Genomic DNA, 18,098 nt, shown 5'->3' with positions numbered 1-18,098 from the left:
ACCGGAGAGTTGATAATGAAAGCAGCATTGATTGATACGTTTGGCACCGCCGATGTTCTGACGATTGGCGAACGTCAATTACGCGCCGCCAGTCCTGATGAGGTGACGGTGCAGGTTGAAGCGGCGAGCGTTAACCCGCTGGATGTGAAAATCATCTCAGGGCACATGCAGCAGGTTTTCCCGGTGGACCTGCCTTACGTGCCGGGCATGGATTTCTGCGGCGTGATTACAGCGGTTGGCGATCACGTGAGCCATTTAAAACCGGGCGATCGCGTATTCGGGCGCACGCCACCGGGTGCAGGCGGGGCTTTTGCACAAAGCCTGGTGATCGCCGCCGATGACGTATGCCTTGTCCCGACAGCAATGGGCGCCGAACAGGCCGCGGCGCTGCCTACCGCGTTTGGCTCCGCGCAGCAGGCGCTGTTCGATGTGGGCCAGCTGCAGCGCAGCGAGCGCGTGCTGATTCACGCCGCAGCGGGTGGCGTCGGCAGCATGGCCGTCCAGCTGGCGCATCAGGCGGGCGCTTATGTCATCGCCACGGCGTCGGCGAAAAACCACGCGCTGGTGACCAGTCTGGGCGCCGATGAGGTGATTGATTACCGCACGCAGGACTTTGCAGCAACGCGCGATATCGACCTGGTGATAGATAGCGTCGGCGGCGAAACGCTGAGCCGCTCCTGGTCCGTGCTGCGCGCCGGCGGGCGCATTGCCACGCTGGTGGAGTTTGGCATCACGCCCGTCAGCGGTCATCACGGCGAGTTTGTCTTCTTCGCCAGCGCGACGCCGTATCTTGCCCGGGCGAGCAGCCTGTTCCAGACCGGGCAGTTACAGGTCATCACCGACGCTATCTTTTCGCTGGATGATGCACGCTCCGCACTGGAGAAGGTGGCGACCGGCCATGCGCGCGGCAAAGTGATTATCCGCGCCAATCCTTAACGCCTGGCGTCATGTCGCAGTAAAAACGCGCCCGCTACCCCGCGGGCGTTTGTTTACCGGTCTGTCGCAGGGGATAAGGATATGTTAATAATCTGGTGTTAACGGCAGAGGCTTCAGGAGGAAACGTGCTGTTCAATTTCAGAGCCGCGGGCAAGCGCGCACCACCTGGCAAACGCTCGCTGACATCCATCATCATTCTCTATCTTGCGATGCTGTGCGGTACGGCTTTTCTCGCGTTTCTGCCGCTGATCTGCGCGATGGGCGCGGGATATGTCGCCAGTCTGGCGGGCTGCCAGCTGGACGAAGGCAACGTGCATCCCTGTTACATCCTGGGAGAAGATCGCGGCCAGTTGCTGTATGAATTAGGCGTCATGGGCTGGTTCCTGCTCGGCACCATTCCCCTGGGTGGGATACTGTTTTTACTCGCGACGCTCACCTTCATCGTTCAGCTGGTGGGCTATTACCGGCAAACACGCGCTGAGGGTAATCGGTAATTTGCGTCAGCTCTGTTCCGCACAAATCTCCAGGCAAAAACCGAGAAATGCCTCCACCGCCGCCGGGGCCAGACGGCGCGAAGGCCGGGTGATAAACAGCGGATAGGTTTCGTCAGGCCAGTCGGGGAAAAGTTCGACCAGTTCACCGCTGGCGATCAGATGTTGCACGCTCAGCGCCAGCACCTGGGCCACGCCGGCACCGCCGACGCACGCCTGTACCATTAAATCCGGATCGGTGGTGGTCAGATGGCCGTGGGTGGCGACCGTCAGCCGCTGCGTGCCACGATGAAACTCCCAGCTAAAGGGCTTATTGCTGCGCGGATCGATGTATTGCAGACAATTGTGCTCAGGCAGCTGCTGCGGCTGCGTCGGGCGGCCACAGCGCGCCAGATAGTCCGGAGCGGCCACCGTCAGGACGCGCGTTTGTAACAGCAGGCGTGAGGTCATGGTGGATGGCGGCTGCGGCCCGAAACGCACCGCCACATCAATACCTTCTGCTACCAAATCGCCCACATCGGGCTGCTGCAAAATCGTCAGTTCCAGATGCGGATAACGGGCACGCAGCAGCGGCAGCTTTGCCGCCAGCACATAGCGGGAAAACAGCGGATTGAGGCTCACGCGCAGCGTACCGCGCACCGTCACGGCGGCGCCGGAAACGTAGTTTGCTGCTTCTTCAATCCCTTCCAGATGCGGCGCCGCCCGCTCATACAGGCTGGCACCTTCGCTGGTGAGATGCAGGGTGCGGGTGGTGCGATCCAGCAGGCGCACGCCGAGACGCTGTTCCAGTCGTGAAATCGCCCGGCTGACGCCCGAGGCGGATAACCCCAGCACCTCACCGGCGCGGCTGAAGCTGCCGGCTTCAACCACGGCTGCCAGCACGCTCATGCCGGATAATAGTCGGCCATCAAAACTCATCCTGTTCTCCATCTTTGATTTTTAGCAAAGATCATTTGCCTGAGCCTACCTTTATCAAAAATGCGCTGCAACTTATTGTGTGCCCCGAAACGCGACCGGCACTGACCGCCGGATTCCTGATCTCTTTTGAGGAGAATGTTATGACTGTACGGCGCACCCTTTTTAAAGGCGGCACTATCCTGACGCTGGACGCCAGCGTGCCCGACCTCGTCTGTGGCGATGTGCTGATTGAGGACGATCGTATCGCCGCCGTGGGGGAAAACCTTTCCGCCGACGATGCGCAGGTGATTGATGCCCGCGGCCATATCGTGATGCCAGGCCTGGTGGATGCGCATCACCATATGTGGCTGGGTGCGATGCGCCGCCTGATGCCCAACGTTGACGACCTGTTTGTCTATATCGATGTGGTGGCAGAAACGCTCGGCGCGCATTACCGTCCGCTGGATATGTACCTCAGCACCCGGCTGACGGCGCTGGCATGCCTGGATGCCGGCATCACCACGGTGATTGATGCCTGCCACAGTTCACGCAGTCCGGCGCATACCGATGCGGCGCTCGATGCGCTGCAGGAGAGCGGGATTCGTGCGCTGCACATGGTTGGCGCAGCAATGGATAAGCAGGCTTCCAGCGATCATCTGCCGGGCGATCTGGCCCGTCTCGCCAGCCGCTGGAATCACGCCGGCAGCCGTGTGCAGGTTGGCCTGTTTGGCCAGCTCAACCTGGCGTGGTGGCGCGTGGCGCGCGAGCTGGATATGCGCATTCTCACCGAGTTTATTGGTGACCTGGCGCAGCTGCCGGCGGAGTTTGCCGAACCCGGCTTGCTGGGTCCGCACAACATTTTCAACCACTGTACGCGCGTACCGGCGCACACCTGGCAGCAGCTGGCGGACGCGGGCGTCAACATTACCGTGAATCCGCGTTCGGATGCGCTGTTTGGTTTCGACGACGACAGCTTTGCCTGGCAGCAGGCGGTCGATCGCGGAATGACGCCGGCTCTCGGTATCGATCTCGATACCGCCTTCGGCAGCGATCTGTTCGGTGAAATGCAGGCGCTGTTTAACCAGCAACGCTCAGCGATGCGCTATCGCCGCTTCCGGGGCGAAAGCGATGTACCGGCACCGATTAGCGTGGAAGCCGTACTGCAGTCGGCCACGATTAACGGCGCGCGTGCGGCCGGGCTGGAGCAGCAAACGGGCACGCTCACGCCAGGTAAACAGGCCGACGTTATTATGCTGCGCACCGATGGTATCGGCGTTTTCCCGCTGACCAGCGTGACGGCAACGGTGGTGCAGGCGGTGCAACGCGCCGATGTTGATACCGTGATGGTGGCGGGTGAACTGCGTAAACGTCATGGTCAGTTGCTCAACGTCGATGTGGCACAGCTGAACGCGGAAATTACCGCCTCGCGCGACTATCTGCTGAATGCCAGCGGCTATCACCATCCTTTGTTTGCCTGATTTTCCTCAGCGCGGCGGCCTGCCGCGCTGTCTGTTCATTTATGGAGGCTGTTATGTCTGCATTAAGCGCGCAGGCTGAAGCTGCGCATTTGTCGCGACCGGCGACCGGCGTGATTGCCGCGCTGTTTTGCGGTTATCTGGCGGTCGGCTTGCCGTTGCCGGTAATCCCGCTGTTTATCCATCAGCATCTCGGTTTCAGCAACCTGTGGGTCGGGCTGGTGATCGGGATACAGTTTGTTGCCACCGTGCTGACGCGCGGTTACGCCGGTCAACTGACCGATCGCGTTGGCGGTAAGCGCTCGGCGCTGCAGGGCGCGGCGGTGTGTGCGCTGGCTGGCGTGCTGTACTGGCTGGCCGCACTGCCGGGCTTTTCACCGGCGGTCAGTCTGGCGCTGGTGATTGCCGGACGGCTGGCGGCGGGTATGGGCGAAAGCCAGTTCGTCACCGGCTGCGTGGCCTGGTCAATCGCCTCGGTCGGGCCACAGCGTGCCGGTCTGTCGATGTCCTGGACCGGTATCGCCATGTTTGCCGCGCTGTCGCTCGGTGCCCCTGCCGGCATGATGCTGTATCAGCACGTCGGCTTAGCGGCGGCGATGCTGGCCTGCATCGCGGCTCCGCTGCTGGCGGCGCTCATCGCCACGGCTGCCAGCGGTTATCGCGCGGTCGGGGGAACACGTTTGCCGTTCTATCGGGTGATTGGCCGCATCTGGCGGGAAGGCTGTGGCCTGATGCTGCAGGGCGTCGGACTGGCCGGCCTGACGGCTTTCGCCTCGCTCTACTTCGCCGCGCGTCACTGGCAGCTGGCCGGCTGGGTGATGACCGCGTTTGGCGTTGGTTTTATCGCCGTGCGCCTGGTGCTGGGACATCTGCCGGATCGCATTGGTGGCTACCGCGTGGCGGCTTATTCACTGCTGGTGGAGGCGCTGGGGCAGATGCTGCTGTGGTTTGCGCCTGACGAAACGCTGGCGCTCACCGGCGCGCTGATTACCGGTCTTGGCTGTGCGCTGATCTTTCCCGCCCTCGGCGTGGAAGCGCTGAAACGCGTGCCGCCGGCCAGTCGCGGCAGCGCCATGGGCGCGTTCGTTGCTTTTCTCGACATCGCTTATGGTATTTCCGGACCGATTGCCGGTGCCATCGCCAGCCACTTCAGCTATGCCGCCGTCTATCTGTTTGGTGCGGCCTGTGCGCTGCTCGGTGCGCTGCTGGCGCTGACATCGCGCGCCGCTTCATTTCACGCTTAAGGAGTTTTCCATGTCACGTATTTTTATTTCCGGTTCATCCACCGGCCTCGGGCTGATGGCGGCTGAACTGCTGGTTGAGCAGGGCCATCAGGTGGTGCTGCACGGACGCAACGCCGCGCGTGCCCGCGCCGCGCAGGAGGCGCTACCGCAGGCTGAAGCCGTGGTCAGCGGCGACGTGATAACCATCGCCGGCGCCCGCAGTGTGGCGCAGCAGGTTAATGCGCTCGGCAGATTTGATGCGGTGATCCACAACGTGGCGGTTGGCTATCGCGAGCCTTATCAGTTAACCGCAGATGGCCTGCCGCATCTGTTCGCCATCAACACGCTGGCACCCTATATTCTTACCGCGCTGATTGAACGGCCGCAGCGGCTGATTTACCTCAGCTCCGGCATGCATCATCATGCCGAAGCTAACCTGGATGATATTTTGTGGCAGCGGCGGCGCTGGCACGCTTCGCAGGCTTATGCTGAGAGTAAACTGCATGATGCCATACTGGCGTTTGCCATCGCCCGGCGCTGGCCGCAGGTATACAGCAACGCGCTGGAGCCAGGCTGGGTGCCGACCAAAATGGGCGGTGCCGGGGCACCCGACGATCTTGATCAGGCGCATCGTACCCAGGTGTGGTTAGCCACCGCTGATGAGGCACGGGTCAGCGGAGAGTACTTTTATCACCGTCAGGCGCTGGCGGCTAATCCGCAGGCGCGCAATCCACGGCTGCAGCAGCAGTTGCTGGCGATATGCGCCGATATCAGCGGTATCGCCCTGCCTGACTAAGGAAAAATCAGCTGACCGGGCACCGCAACGCATATTTTGTCCACCGCATAGTTGGTGAATACAGACGCTGCCGTTTCGGCGCATCATGGCGGGAGCGTTTTTTCACCACCGGGATGTCCATGCATGTTGCCTGTTAAAGCGGTTTTACTCTCTTTTCTCTGTGTGGTGTTACTGTCGCTGGCGGCCAGCCTGGCGCAGGCGACGCGTAGCGGTGAGTTCACCACCGAACGCGGCGGCTGGGCGACGGCGCGCCGTGATTCGGCCGGGCTGGCACCGGATCCGCAGCGCTTCGCCAGTGAGGCAATTGTGCAGGTGTATGCTGCGCCGACCTACGGCTGGAAAGGTGCGGTGGCCGTGCATCCGTGGATTATCTTTAAGCGCGCCGGAGAAACCCGCTACAACCGTTATGAGGTGATCAGCTGGGGCAGCGGCGATAAAGTGCGGCGCAACAGCAATCTGCCGGACGGCTACTGGTACGGTGCGCGTCCGCGTTTGCTGGTGTCACATCGCGGTACGGCTGCGCAGGCGATGATCCCGCAGATTGAAGCGGCGATTCAATCCTATCCGTGGCCCAACACCTATCATGCGTGGCCGGGCCCCAACAGCAACACCTTCCTCGCTCACATTGGCCGTGAAGTGCCGGCGCTGAAGCTCGATTTGCCCGCCAATGCCATCGGTAAGGATTTCCGTTCGCTGCTGCATCCGCTTGGCCTGCCGCCATCCGGGCGCGGCGTGCAGCTGTCGCTGCTCGGCGTACTGGGCGTCACGCTGGGTGCGGAAGAGGGCGTGGAGGTAAATCTGCTGGGACTGAATCTGGGACTGGATTTCACCCCGCTGCGTCTGCGGCTGCCGTTTATCGGCGGGGTGGGGCAGGATAATTTACAGAAGGATAAGCCCTGAGACAGCGCCGCGCCGCGACAGCATCGGTTCGCGGGCGGCGCGGGCTCGCAGCCGTTAACACACGCCGAAATCCCCGTCTTCATGATAGAGATTGACGCTGTCGGCCTTCACCTCGATCTCTTTTTTGATCGGATCGTCAACGCGGGCGCACCACAGCGTATCGCCCGCAACGCGCAGCACCTGCATTTTTGGCCCACCGGTTTTCGCCTGCACAAAATCATCCACGTTAAACATCACTGCTCTCCAGCTGATTAGGGATCAACGCTGATTGTAGCTGCGCTTTAGTGGCCGTGCAGCAGAAACAGCGTGGCCAGGCCGAGGAAGATAAAGAAGCCGCCGGTATCGGTGATGGCGGTGATCAGCACGCTGGAGCCGACCGCCGGGTCGCGTTTGAGTTTGGTCATGATGAGCGGAATCAGCACGCCCATCAGCGCCGCCAGCAGCAGATTCAGCACCATCGCCAGCATCATCACGCCGCCCAGTTGCAGGTTGTCGTACATCAGCCAGGTCACGCCACCCATGATGCCGCCCCAGAACAGGCCGTTAAGCAGCGCCACGCCCAGTTCGCGCGCAATCAGAAACGAAAAGTTGCCGGGTTCAACCTGATGCAGCGCCAGCGCGCGCACGATCATGGTGATGGTCTGATTGCCGGTGTTACCGCCAATGCCGGCGACAATCGGCATCAGCGTGGCCAGCGCCACCAGCTGCGAAATGGTGTCCTCAAATAGGCCAATGACGCGCGAGGCGATAAACGCCGTACACAGGTTGACTGCCAGCCAGGTCCAGCGCTTTCTCACCGCTTTGCGCACCGGTGCAAACACGTCCTCGCCCTGGCTGATGCCGCCCATCTTACGGATGTTGCTTTCGTTCTCTTCGTTCACCAGGTCAATCACATCTTCCACGGTGATACGGCCAATCAGCTTGCCTTTGGCATCGGTCACCGCAGCAGAGATCAGGTTATAGCGTTCGAAGGCGCTGGCGGCCTCTTCCGCTTTGTCATCCAGCTGGAAAGTGGTGGGGCGCGCGTTCATCACCTCAGCCACCAGCGTTTTAGGCTTGTTGAGCAGGATATCGGTCAGCGCCAGTTCACCTAGCAGCTGATTGTGTTCGTCGGTGATGAAGATTTTATCGGTGCCGTCCGGCATGCTTTTGCGCTTGCGCAGAAAGCGTTGCACCGTCGCCAGCGTCACGTCTGAGCGCACGGTCAGGATATTGAAGTCCATCACCTGGCCGACGCGATCGCGATCCAGCTCAATCACATCCAGCAGTCGGGCGCGCAGGCTGGGGTCGAGCGTGGTGAGCAGGCGGCCGGTGAGATCGCGCGGCAGGTAACGCGCCAGATAGACCTGATCGTCAATATCCAGCGGCTCGATGGCGCGCAGGATTTCGCGGTCGGTCATCTCTTCCGTCAGGCTGGCCCACACGGTTTCGGAGGCCTCCACCAGCACGCGACCGCGCTGTTCGTAGGGCACCAGCCGCCATAGCGCCAGACGCTCCTCTTCCGGCAGCGCTTCGAGAATGTCCGCCAGGTCGGCCGCGTGCAGCTGCGGCAGTTCATGCTCCAGCTGCTGACGCCAGCCGGTGATTTTGCGCAGTTCGGCGGCGTTGAGGTCGACGGATTTATCCAGCAGCACATCGACTAAATCGTGCTCGCTGAGCAGAAGGTGCAGAATTCGCTGGCGGGTTTCTGATAGTTGTTGTGCGTGCGAAGCAGACATAACGCGTCCTTTGTGTCTGTAAAGTCAGGTCAAAGTGTAGCGCGTTGCGGGTAAAGTGGGCGTAACAAGCAGCATTGCCGCGGCGGACAATGTGATGGCAGAGCGACGATGACCCGCAAATTCCTTAGCGCGTCTCGCTGGTGCTCAGTGTGACCGGTTCAGGTGCGGCTTTCTTTTGCTGATGATGCTCGATGGCACCGGGGATAATGAAAATCAGACGGCCAACCAAAATAAAGAAACTGATCAGCAAAACGATGCGGGTCATGGTACCGGTTTTGGGACGTCTTCGTGCAGAGATGGCGCTATTCACGCGGGGTGGTTCCTGTCAAAGCCCGGCTGGGCGGTGGCAACATTTAGTCACAACCCGACCGGGAGGTCAACCGCTGCGTGAAAAATGAGCAGAAAAGGTTAAGGTTGCTTTGATCGATATCAGCCGGCGGGCGAAGCGTGCGTCATCGACTCTGCAGGGGCGACATTTATGACGACCAAAACCCGCATGATGTGACTCATGCCAGTTAACCTTTGAATTTATTCAAAAAAGAGGCACTTTTCGTAGCGGCGCAATTTATTGCGCGATGAATCGCGCCGCTACGATAGGGTGCGGCTTGCGTTTTCGTCACCGAACGGCATTACGCCATTGATGACGACCAGAACCCGCATACTTTCACCAACCGCACTAATCCGTTGTAGGGTCGCCATTCATGGCGACCGGACCATCATGATGCCAGCCATCAGTAGCTGGCTTTCTGCGCCAGCAGGGTAGCGAAGCGATACTTAATGCGCTGACCGTGTTCATCGCGGCGATGCAGTTCACCGACCTCTTCGTTGTACTTCACGATGTGCCAGTTACGGTAATAATGGCTCAGCTCGCCTGATTTAAAGGTAAACGGGAAGTTTTGCGTGTTGGGATAATCGTCGGTGCTCATCGCCGCCACAATCAGGTTGTAACCGTACTTGCGCGTGCTGGCCTGCATATCGGCGATCAGCTGCGGAATGGTCGTCGGCTGCAGGAACATCATCACCACGGTGGAAAACACAAACTGATAATCACCGTTGAAGCGCACCTGATTCAGGTCGCACTGTTCGGTATGTATCTGCTGCAGCTGCTCTTCCGCGATGATGCTGTTAAGGCGTTCCAGACTCTGCGGATTGTTGTCCCAGGCGGTCACCGCAAAACCGTGCTGATTAAGCAGCAGGCTGTTGCGGCCCTGGCCGCAGCCGAGGTCCAGCGCGTTACCCACTGCCAGTTTTGGCAGCGCGGCCAGCACTTCGGAGTGGGGCGGCGTCAGGCCGTATTTCTCCGCAAAATAGTTATCGGGGCGTGTTGTCATAGTGCTATTGCGGGCCTGAAGCCCGCTTTACTCCTCTTCCAGCATCAGTTTCCAGCCGGTGACGTCATTCCAGTAAGCCTGCTCCCGCTCCAGATCCAGCTGAACCAGCGTGTTCTGGCTGAGGAAACCGGCCGGGAAGGTCAGCGTCCAGTGACCATCGTCGGTGCTCAGCTTCAGCGTGTCGGGGCGCGTGGTGGCCTGACGCTGATTGTTCAGCAGGGTGCCGAGCCGCAGCAGGAAGATCATCGGCAGGAACTGTTTCTTTTTAAACAAGGTGAAACGCGGCATCTCATCCTGCTTCACCGCTTTACGGTGGAAGCGTACCAGCGTGGCCAGCAGCATCTGTTGATCCTGATTAAAGCCCGGCATATTGGAGTTCTGCAGGATGTAGGCCGAATGGCGCTGCATACCGCTGTGGTTGATGGTCAGCCCGACTTCGTGCAGCAGTGCTGCCCACTTCATCAGCGCCGTCAGCTGGGGATTGGCCAGCTTCGGGTTCTGCTCCAGCCACTGGCTGTATAGCTGTTCGGTGGTTTCCAGCACGCGGCGTGCCTGGTCGCTGTCGATGGCGTAATGATTTGCCAGGCTCTGCGCGGTACGGCTGCGGATATCCTGATGACGGAAGCGGCCCTCCATCTCATACAGCACGCCTTCACGCAGCGCGCCATCCGACAGGCGCAGCTCGCGAATGGCCAGCGCGTCAAACACGCCACACAGAATCGCCAGCCCCGGTACAAACACTGCCTTGCGCTCGTCCGACAGCCCGGGCAGGCTCAGGGCAGCAAAGGATTTGTGCTTCAGCACTTCGCTCACCAGCATGTCGAGGTTTTCCGGCGTCACGCGCTTCTCTTTCTCGCCCATCGCCAGCAGCACTTCACAGGCCGCTTTGATACTGCCGGACGCGCCCAGCGCATACTGCCAGCCCTGCAGACGATACTGCCACGCCAGCGTTTCCAGCTTTTGCGCGGCGGCCAGCCGGGCGCGGCGGAAATTCTCCTGGCTAATCTCGCCTTTCGGGAAGTAGAGGTTGGCGAAGCTGACGCAGCCCATGCGGCGACTCTCCACCAGCTGCGGCTCAAAATCTTCGCCGATCACCAGCTCGGTTGAACCGCCGCCGATATCAATCACCAGCTTGCGGCCTTTCTCCGGCTGCGTGTGCTCAACGCCCATAAAGATCAGGCGCGCTTCTTCATTGCCGGAAATCACCTCAATCGGATACGGGATGACCTCCGCGGCGCGCTGCAGAAACTCTTCCGCGTTGGACGCGATGCGCAGCGTGTGCGTACCGACGATGGTGACGTTGGCGGCACTAAACCCCTGCAGGCGCTCGGCAAATAGCGCCAGGCAGCTCAGCCCGCGCTCCATCGCCTCTTCGCTCAGGCGATTTTGCGCATCCAGCCCGTCGGCGAGGTGCACGCGCTGTTTCAGGCGTCCCAGCACCTGCATGGCACCATCCACCACACGGGCAATCACCATGTGGAAGCTGTTCGAGCCGAGATCGATGGCGGCGAATTCCTGCGGTTTCGGCGTACTTTTATGGGAGATTGGCATAGGCGTTATTCGGGTTGTTCCAGTTTCTTGATGTAATCGTAAATCGCCAGCTGCGAGCGCACCTTCTTGCGATTGCCGCGCGGAACATAACGGTTACTCAATTCTTTGTCTACGATGCGGGCTTTTACCGTATCACTTAACAGAATGGCAATGATATCCAGTATGCGCTGTTTCAGGCGCGGATCGAGCACCGATACCGCCACTTCGATACGATAATCGATGTTGCGCGTCATCCAGTCCGCCGACGACAGGAATACTTTTTTATCGCCGCCGCTTTCAAAAATATAGACGCGGTCGTGCTCAAGGTAGCGGTCAACGATACTGGTGATGCGAATATTTTCACTGATGCCCGGCAAATCGGGGATCAGCGAGCACATGCCGCGCACCAGCAGGTTGATCTTCACGCCGGCCGATGAGGCGGCATACAGCCGATCCACCAGACCATTGTCCACCAGGTTGTTGATTTTCAGCGTAATGCCGGAAGGATTGCCCTGCTGCGCGTTGGCAATCTCGTTATCAATCAGCTGATACAGCATGGCGCGCGAGTTTTGCGGCGACACCATCAGGTGTTCGAACGTTACCGGGCGATACGGGTTTTCGATAAAGTTAAATACGCGCCGGACTTCGTTGGTGATGCGCGCATCGGCGGTCAGCAGCGAATAGTCAGTGTAAATACGCGCGGTTTTTTCGTTGAAGTTGCCGGTACCGATGTGGGCGTAACGCACCACTTCTTCGCCCTCGCGGCGGGAGATCAGGAACAGCTTGGCGTGAATCTTCAGGCCGGGCGCTGAGAAGATCACATGCACGCCCGCTTCGGTCAGCCGCTTCGCCCAGCGAATGTTGGCTTCTTCATCAAAGCGCGCCTGCAGCTCGACCACCACCGTGACCTTTTTACCGTTGTAGGCGGCGTGGATCATCGCATCCATAATGCGCGAATTCTTGGCCACGCGGTAAATGTTGATCTTGATGGCCAGCACGTTCGGGTCAAACGACGCCTGACGCAGCAGCTCCAGCACGTGCTCAAAGGTGTGGTACGGATAGTAAAGCAGCACATCACGGTTGCGGATGGCATCAAAGCCGTTGCGGAAGCCGTCAAAACCGATATGACGAATCTGCGGCAGCGGACGATTTTCCAGATTGGCTTTGCCCACGTTCGGGAAGCCGATGAAATCTTTGAAGTTATGATAACGGCCGCCCGGCACAATCGAGTCGTAGCTGGAGATCGATAGCTTATGGCGCAGCATTTCCACCATCGCATCGGGCATATCGCGCTGATAGACAAAGCGCACCGGCTCAGCGGTCAGGCGCTGTTTCAGGCTGGAGGACATCAGCTCCAGTAGGCTGGATTCCATCTCCGTGACCAGGTCGTACTCGGCGTCGCGCGTCATTTTCATTGAGTAGGCGTTCAGCGCGTCGTAATCAAAGAAGCCTTTAAAAATCTCATCAAGGCAGTAGCGCAGAATGTTATCCAGCAGAATCATTGGCTTGCGACGGCGCGGCGATTCTGCCGGCAGATTCACAAAGCGCGGCACTTTATCGGACGGGATCTCCAGCAGGGCGTAACGGATTTCTTCGCCGCGGATAATCTCCACCGCCAGATAGGTGTAATCGTCTTTCAGGAACTCAATCAGGTCGGTGTCGTGGTTGATCAGAATGGGCGTGACGTGCTGGCGCAGCTGATGCTTAAAGTAGTAGCGTAGCCACTCCTGCTGATTGGGTGACAGCTGGCGCTCGTTGATCAGGAAAATCTGGTTGCGCGCCATCTCCAGCAGCAGGTCGTTATACAGCGCATCGAACTCCTGATCCGATTTCTGTACCCGCAGCTGAATCTTTTTCAGCAAATGGCGCAGGGTGGTGGGCGTCCCCTGTTCTTCGCCAATCAGAATGCGGCGCTTGAGATCGGCAAAGCGCACTTTATAAAACTCTTCCAGGTTATTGGAATAGATGCCGAGAAAACGCATGCGCTCAATGAGCGGATTGCTTTTATCAGCGGCTTCCTGCAGCACGCGTTCGTTAAAGGTTAACCAGCTTAGTTCTTTTTCTATATACAGCTTTTCCTGACCCATTCTGACTCCGTGATGCTGTTGCTGGACGGAATGTCCGGCGGAATAAACGCAAAATTGCGGTTCCGCTCAGTGTCCTCCACCATTATGGCGAGAGTATGGCAGCCTTGTCCAACCTCAACAGTTGTCTTATCAATCAGCTACGGGCAACATAGCGGCATAACTTCAAGGGTAACTCTGGCCTGCATGAGCATAAATCGTATTCCTGTCCACTTTAGTGACCGTCGTCGACGCGCCATCGATCAGTTCGTGCGCCGCATCGTCACGGCCTGCGGTGTGGGAATTTTACTGCTGATGCTGCTGCTGTTCTTCTGGCTGATCTGGGTGGTGATGCCGCTGTTCAGCGCGCCGGGCATGCAGCCGACGCTCAGTCAGCAGCTGTGGGACAAAGCCCCGGCGCTGGCGCTGGGCAGCGAAGGCCAGCTCGGCTGGCGCATCAGCCGCAACGAAGCGCGCTTTATTCCGCTTGACGGCCAGCCAGCGGGCGACGCGCTGGCGCTGAACGGCCAGCCGCAGGCGGCGGTGACCAGCAGCAACGGCAGCAGCGTATTGCTCAATATGCAGGGCGATCTGTTGCTGATGCAACCGCTCATCCACGGCCAGCACGGTGAATGGTATTTCCCGCTGGGCGATCGGCCGCTGCATCTGCCGCAGGGCGCGGTCAGCCAGATGGCGCTGGCAGTGCCGGGCGATCACCAGTGGCGCATCGCCGCGCAAACGCCGGCCGGTATCAGCCTGCTGACCTTTGCCGGCCAGAAAACCGTCGATCAGATTGTGCTGCCCGGTGAACCGGCCGACCATCTGCTGCTGTCGCCGGACGGAACGCTGCTGTACGCCAGCGCCGGACGGCTGTTGCGTGTATGGCAGATCACGCCGCAGGGCGCGCAGCTGAGGGAAACCCAGACGCTGACTCAGCAACCGCGCAGCCTGCAACTGCTGGCGGGCGGGCGCAGCTTACTGATTCAGGATGCGCGCGGCATCCAGCAATGGTTTGCCATCACCGGCGACCACGGGCCACGGCTGCAGCAGATTCACACCTTCACGCACAGCGCGGGTGCGCTCGGCATCGTGCCTGAGGTGCAACGGCGCGTTTTTGCCAGCTTTGACGCGCAGGGCGTTGTGCGCCTGTTCGCCAGCAAGCAGGCGGGCCCGATCGTCACGCGTCAGCTGGCCGCGGGCATCAGCGCGCTGGCGCTGTCTCCGCGCGGCGATAGCCTGATCGTCGAACGTGCCGGACAGTGGCAGCAGTTCGCGCTGGATAATCCGTGGCCCGATTTCAGCTGGCGCAATCTGTGGCAGAAAATCTGGTATGAAAACTATCCGCAGCCGGACTGGGTATGGCAGTCCACCGCCGCTGGCGACAGCTATCAGGCCAAATTCAGCCTGATGCCGCTGGTGATCGGCACGCTGAAAGCGGCTTCGCTGGCGCTGCTGTTTGCCACGCCGCTGGCGCTGGCGGCGGCAATGTATACCGCATGGTTTATGTCGCCGGGCCTGCGCCGCTGGGTCAAGCCGGGCATTGAAATGATGGGCGCGCTGCCGAGCGTGGTGATTGGCCTGATCGCTGGCGTGTGGCTGGCGCCGCACATCAGCCGTGCACTGCCCGGCGTGATGCTGCTGCCGCTGGTACTGGCCGCCACGTTGCTGGTATGCGGCATGCTCAGTCCGCGTTTGCCGGCGCGCTGGCGGCGGCCCGGTTTTGAAGTGCTGCTGCTGATGCCGCTGCTGTTACTGGTGACGTTACTGACGCTGTGGCTGCCGACACTGTGGTGGCCGCAGATGGGCGAACAGCTGGCGCACTATGAGCAGCGTAATCTGCTGGTGGCGGCGCTGGCGATGGGCTTTGCGCTGGTGCCGCTGATCTTTACCCTGGCGGAAGATGCGCTGTTTAGCGTGCCGGTGGCGCTGGGGCAGGGCTCGCTGGCGCTGGGTGCGACACCGTGGCAAACCCTGACGCGCGTGGTGCTGCCGGGCGCGTCGGCAGGCATTTTTGCTGCACTGATGATCGGCTTTGGCCGTGCGGTAGGGGAAACCATGATTGTGCTGATGGCCACCGGCAACACGCCGGTGAGCGAAGGCGGACTGTTTGCCGGGCTGCGCGCGCTGTCGGCCAATATCGCCATTGAAATGCCGGAAGCCGCGGCGGGCAGCGCCCATTATCGCATCCTGTTTCTCAGTGCGTTGCTGCTGCTGATATTCACGCTGGCGATCAACACCGTGGCGGAACTGATTCGTCAGCGGCTGCGCCAGCGCTACAGTCAGCATGAGGGGCAGGCATGAGCGCGCTGCGTCAAAACGATCGCTGGCGCTGGCTGACTGCCGGTGCGGTCGCCGTCTGCCTGCTGGCATTTACCTTATTAATCGGCCTGCTGGGCTGGCAGGGCGTCAGGGCGTTCTGGCCGCAGCCGGTCGATCAGTATCAGTTCCAGCCGCCGCAGGGGGCACCGCTGATGGTGCTGGGTGAAACGCTGGATCGCCAGCAGCAGGGCGATCGCTGGCGCTACGTAGTGAAAACCGGTAACCGCGATTTTGCCGCGCCGGATTTCCGCGTCATCGTTAGTCAGGGCGAAGCGCAAACCCGACGCCCGGCAGAGGCGCTGGTGCTACAGCGACGCAGTGGCGGCAATGCCTACGGCTGGCTGGTGGAGCTGCGTGAAGACAACGAGGTGCTGACCGCGCGCGACCGCGATGCACTGCTGCAGCAGCGGCTGAAGCAGGTGCATGAGCAGCTGCGCCAGGCGAGCAACATCCGGCGTATTGAAATGGCGCGCCTTAACGCCCAGCTGGAGAGTCTGCAACAACAGGCTGACGAGCAGCGGCGCGGGGGGTACTTCAGCCTGCAGGATCAGTCAGAACTGGATGCCAACAGCGCGGCGCTGCATAAACGCTTCGGCGCGCTGGCGCAGCAGCTGGCGCATCTGCAGCATGAAAGCCAGCGCGATACGCTGGTACTGCGCGACGTGCAGGGCGACGATCATCTGATTCCGCTGGCGCAAGTGGTGGCTGCCTGGTATCCAAACAGCCTGAGCATCGGGCAGAAAATCGGACATTTCCTCAGTCAGATCTGGCAGTTTGTCAGTGACTCGCCCACCTCGGGCGGCAGTGAAAATGGCGCGCTGCCGGCGATTTTCGGCACTGTTTTGATGGTGCTGCTGATGTCGGTGATTGTCATGCCGCTGGGCGTGGTGGCCGCCGTCTGGCTGCACGAATACGCCGGGCGTAACGCGCTCACCCGGCTGGTGCGCATTGCGGTGGTGAATCTGGCGGGCGTGCCGTCGATTGTGTATGGCGTGTTTGGCCTCGGCTTTTTTGTCTGGCTGATTGGCGGCACCCTCGATCAGCTGTTCTTCTCCCGCTCGCTGCCCAATCCTACCTTCGGCACGCCTGGCCTGCTGTGGGCGGCGCTGACGCTGGCGCTGCTGACGCTGCCGGTAGTGATCGTCGCCACCGAAGAGGGGCTGTCGCGTATTCCGGACAATCTGCGTCAGGGCTCGCTGGCGCTGGGCGCGACTCAGGCAGAAACGCTGTGGCGCGTGGTGCTGCCGCTGGCGGTACCGGCGATGCTCACCGGCCTGATTCTGGCGGTGGCGCGCGCCGCCGGCGAAACCGCACCGCTGATGCTGGTGGGCGTGGTCAAAATGGTGCCGGAGCTGCCGGTCGATGCGGTGTTTCCTTACCTGCATCTTGACCGTAAATTTATGCATCTCGGTTTTCAGATTTACGATCTGGCCTTCCAGAGCCCGAACATCGACGCCGATCGACCGCTGGTGTATGCCACGGCACTGCTGCTGGTGGCGATCATTCTGTCGCTTAACCTGCTGGCGATGGTGCTGCGCCATCGGCTGCGCGAGCGCTACCGGCTTATGACGCACTAAAAAGGTTTACACATGACGCCCGATTACGCTATTGCGCTCACCGTTAATCAGCTGTCGCTGTGGTACGGCGAACGCCAGGCGCTGAATAACATTGATTTGCAGATCCCGAAGCATCGCATCACGGCGCTGATTGGGCCCTCCGGCTGTGGTAAATCGACGCTGTTGCGCTGCTTCAATCGCATGAACGACGTCATTGATGGCTGCCGCATCGAAGGTGAGATTCTGCTCGATAGCCACGCGGTGATGCAGGCGAACCAGGACCTGCCGGCGCTGCGGCGGCGCATCGGCATGGTGTTCCAGCGCCCGAATCCGTTCCCCAAGTCGATCTATGAGAATGTGGTTTACGGTCTGCGTTTGCAGGGCGTGCGCGATCGTCGCGTGCTGAATGAGGCCTGCGAGCGCGCGCTGCGGGCGGCGGCGCTGTGGGGCGAAGTGAAAGATCAGCTGGGGCAGAATGCGCTGACGCTGTCGAGCGGTCAGCAGCAGCGGCTGGTGATTGCGCGCGCCATCGCCATCGAGCCGGAAGTGCTGCTGCTGGATGAACCCACCTCGGCGCTGGATCCGATCTCGACGCTGGTGATTGAAGAGTTGATGACCACGCTGAAGCAGCATTTCACGCTGGTGCTGGTGACGCACAACATGCAGCAGGCAGCGCGCGTATCCGATTACACCGCGTTTATGCATAACGGGCAGCTGGTGGAGTTTGATGAAACCGACCGGATTTTCACCGCACCGCAGGCGCGGCGCACCGAGGATTATATTACCGGCCGGTTTGGGTAGAGAGGGGCGTTGTTCACGTGGTCGCCGTGAATGGCGATCTCACGAGATGCCCCGTAGGGTGC

General features: G+C 60.4%; 16 protein-coding genes. 9 read left to right on the top strand and 7 right to left on the bottom strand.

Annotated elements, in window-relative coordinates; all coding sequences use genetic code 11:
- The first annotated feature begins 15 nt into the window (after positions 1 to 15).
- Both C1Y43_RS14640 and C1Y43_RS14635 read left to right on the top strand, forming a co-directional pair.
- The gene (locus tag C1Y43_RS14640) at positions 16 to 936 is read left to right on the top strand and encodes an NADP-dependent oxidoreductase (protein ID WP_104188666.1); all 921 of its coding nucleotides are present in this window, start codon (positions 16 to 18) and stop codon (positions 934 to 936) included.
- Between the two features lie 125 nt (positions 937 to 1,061).
- On the top strand, positions 1,062 to 1,430 hold the full coding sequence (locus C1Y43_RS14635; RefSeq protein WP_021506573.1) for a hypothetical protein: 369 nt from the start codon (positions 1,062 to 1,064) through the stop codon (positions 1,428 to 1,430).
- Positions 1,431 to 1,436: 6 nt separating this feature from the next.
- Here C1Y43_RS14635 and C1Y43_RS14630 read toward each other — a convergent pair whose 3' ends face one another.
- Positions 1,437 to 2,345 carry a LysR family transcriptional regulator gene (locus C1Y43_RS14630; RefSeq protein WP_104188664.1) on the bottom strand — a complete coding sequence of 303 codons (909 nt, stop codon included), beginning with the start codon at positions 2,343 to 2,345 and terminating at the stop codon, positions 1,437 to 1,439.
- A 140-nt stretch (positions 2,346 to 2,485) separates the two neighbouring features.
- On the opposite strand from C1Y43_RS14630, the gene C1Y43_RS14625 reads away from it, so the two are divergent.
- From C1Y43_RS14625 to C1Y43_RS14610, 4 genes are all read left to right on the top strand, one after another.
- A complete protein-coding gene (locus C1Y43_RS14625; protein ID WP_058770840.1) occupies positions 2,486 to 3,802 on the top strand; it encodes an amidohydrolase family protein in 1,317 nt (438 codons plus the stop codon).
- A 53-nt stretch (positions 3,803 to 3,855) separates the two neighbouring features.
- The gene (locus C1Y43_RS24140) at positions 3,856 to 5,043 is read left to right on the top strand and encodes an arabinose transporter (protein WP_104188662.1); all 1,188 of its coding nucleotides are present in this window, start codon (positions 3,856 to 3,858) and stop codon (positions 5,041 to 5,043) included.
- 10 nt (positions 5,044 to 5,053) lie between these two features.
- The gene (locus tag C1Y43_RS14615) at positions 5,054 to 5,818 is read left to right on the top strand and encodes an SDR family NAD(P)-dependent oxidoreductase (RefSeq protein ID WP_021506577.1); all 765 of its coding nucleotides are present in this window, start codon (positions 5,054 to 5,056) and stop codon (positions 5,816 to 5,818) included.
- A gap of 123 nt (positions 5,819 to 5,941) precedes the next feature.
- A complete protein-coding gene (locus C1Y43_RS14610; RefSeq protein WP_104188660.1) occupies positions 5,942 to 6,718 on the top strand; it encodes a DUF3750 domain-containing protein in 777 nt (258 codons plus the stop codon).
- A gap of 54 nt (positions 6,719 to 6,772) precedes the next feature.
- Here the strand turns inward: C1Y43_RS14610 and C1Y43_RS14605 are convergent, their stop codons facing one another.
- From C1Y43_RS14605 to ppk1, 6 genes are all read right to left on the bottom strand, one after another.
- Positions 6,773 to 6,952 carry a hypothetical protein gene (locus C1Y43_RS14605; RefSeq protein WP_010617609.1) on the bottom strand — a complete coding sequence of 60 codons (180 nt, stop codon included), beginning with the start codon at positions 6,950 to 6,952 and terminating at the stop codon, positions 6,773 to 6,775.
- Between the two features lie 47 nt (positions 6,953 to 6,999).
- The gene (gene mgtE / locus C1Y43_RS14600; RefSeq protein WP_021506579.1) at positions 7,000 to 8,436 is read right to left on the bottom strand and encodes a magnesium transporter; all 1,437 of its coding nucleotides are present in this window, start codon (positions 8,434 to 8,436) and stop codon (positions 7,000 to 7,002) included.
- A 124-nt stretch (positions 8,437 to 8,560) separates the two neighbouring features.
- Positions 8,561 to 8,746, bottom strand: coding sequence for a YfgG family protein (locus C1Y43_RS14595; RefSeq protein WP_022548292.1), 186 nt, complete (start codon positions 8,744 to 8,746; stop codon positions 8,561 to 8,563).
- 421 nt (positions 8,747 to 9,167) lie between these two features.
- On the bottom strand, positions 9,168 to 9,767 hold the full coding sequence (gene tehB / locus C1Y43_RS14590) for a tellurite resistance methyltransferase TehB (protein ID WP_104188658.1): 600 nt from the start codon (positions 9,765 to 9,767) through the stop codon (positions 9,168 to 9,170).
- A gap of 27 nt (positions 9,768 to 9,794) precedes the next feature.
- A complete protein-coding gene (gene ppx / locus C1Y43_RS14585; RefSeq protein ID WP_021506582.1) occupies positions 9,795 to 11,318 on the bottom strand; it encodes an exopolyphosphatase in 1,524 nt (507 codons plus the stop codon).
- 5 nt (positions 11,319 to 11,323) lie between these two features.
- Complete coding sequence (gene ppk1 / locus C1Y43_RS14580) at positions 11,324 to 13,384, bottom strand: polyphosphate kinase 1 (RefSeq protein ID WP_021506583.1); 2,061 nt, start codon at positions 13,382 to 13,384, stop codon at positions 11,324 to 11,326.
- Between the two features lie 183 nt (positions 13,385 to 13,567).
- Here ppk1 and C1Y43_RS14575 point away from each other — a divergent pair, with 183 nt between their 5' ends.
- Genes C1Y43_RS14575 through pstB form a run of 3 tightly spaced genes read left to right on the top strand, consistent with a single transcriptional unit; the run spans position 13,568 to position 18,036 of the window.
- Positions 13,568 to 15,661, top strand: coding sequence for an ABC transporter permease subunit (locus tag C1Y43_RS14575; RefSeq protein WP_104188657.1), 2,094 nt, complete (start codon positions 13,568 to 13,570; stop codon positions 15,659 to 15,661).
- Entirely contained in the window at positions 15,658 to 17,256 is a 1,599-nt protein-coding gene (gene pstA, locus C1Y43_RS14570; protein WP_104188655.1) for a phosphate ABC transporter permease PstA, read from the top strand. The genes C1Y43_RS14575 and pstA overlap by 4 nt, the downstream gene beginning before the upstream one ends.
- Positions 17,257 to 17,268: 12 nt before the next feature.
- Complete coding sequence (gene pstB, locus C1Y43_RS14565) at positions 17,269 to 18,036, top strand: phosphate ABC transporter ATP-binding protein PstB (RefSeq protein ID WP_021506586.1); 768 nt, start codon at positions 17,269 to 17,271, stop codon at positions 18,034 to 18,036.
- Positions 18,037 to 18,098: the final 62 nt, after the last annotated feature.

Source organism: Pantoea sp. ICBG 828, assembly GCF_002928355.1.
GTDB classification, from domain to species: Bacteria; Pseudomonadota; Gammaproteobacteria; order Enterobacterales; family Enterobacteriaceae; genus Pantoea; species Pantoea dispersa.
Note: the sequence above shows the minus strand (reverse complement) of the source record. Positions and strands in the feature narration are given on the sequence as shown.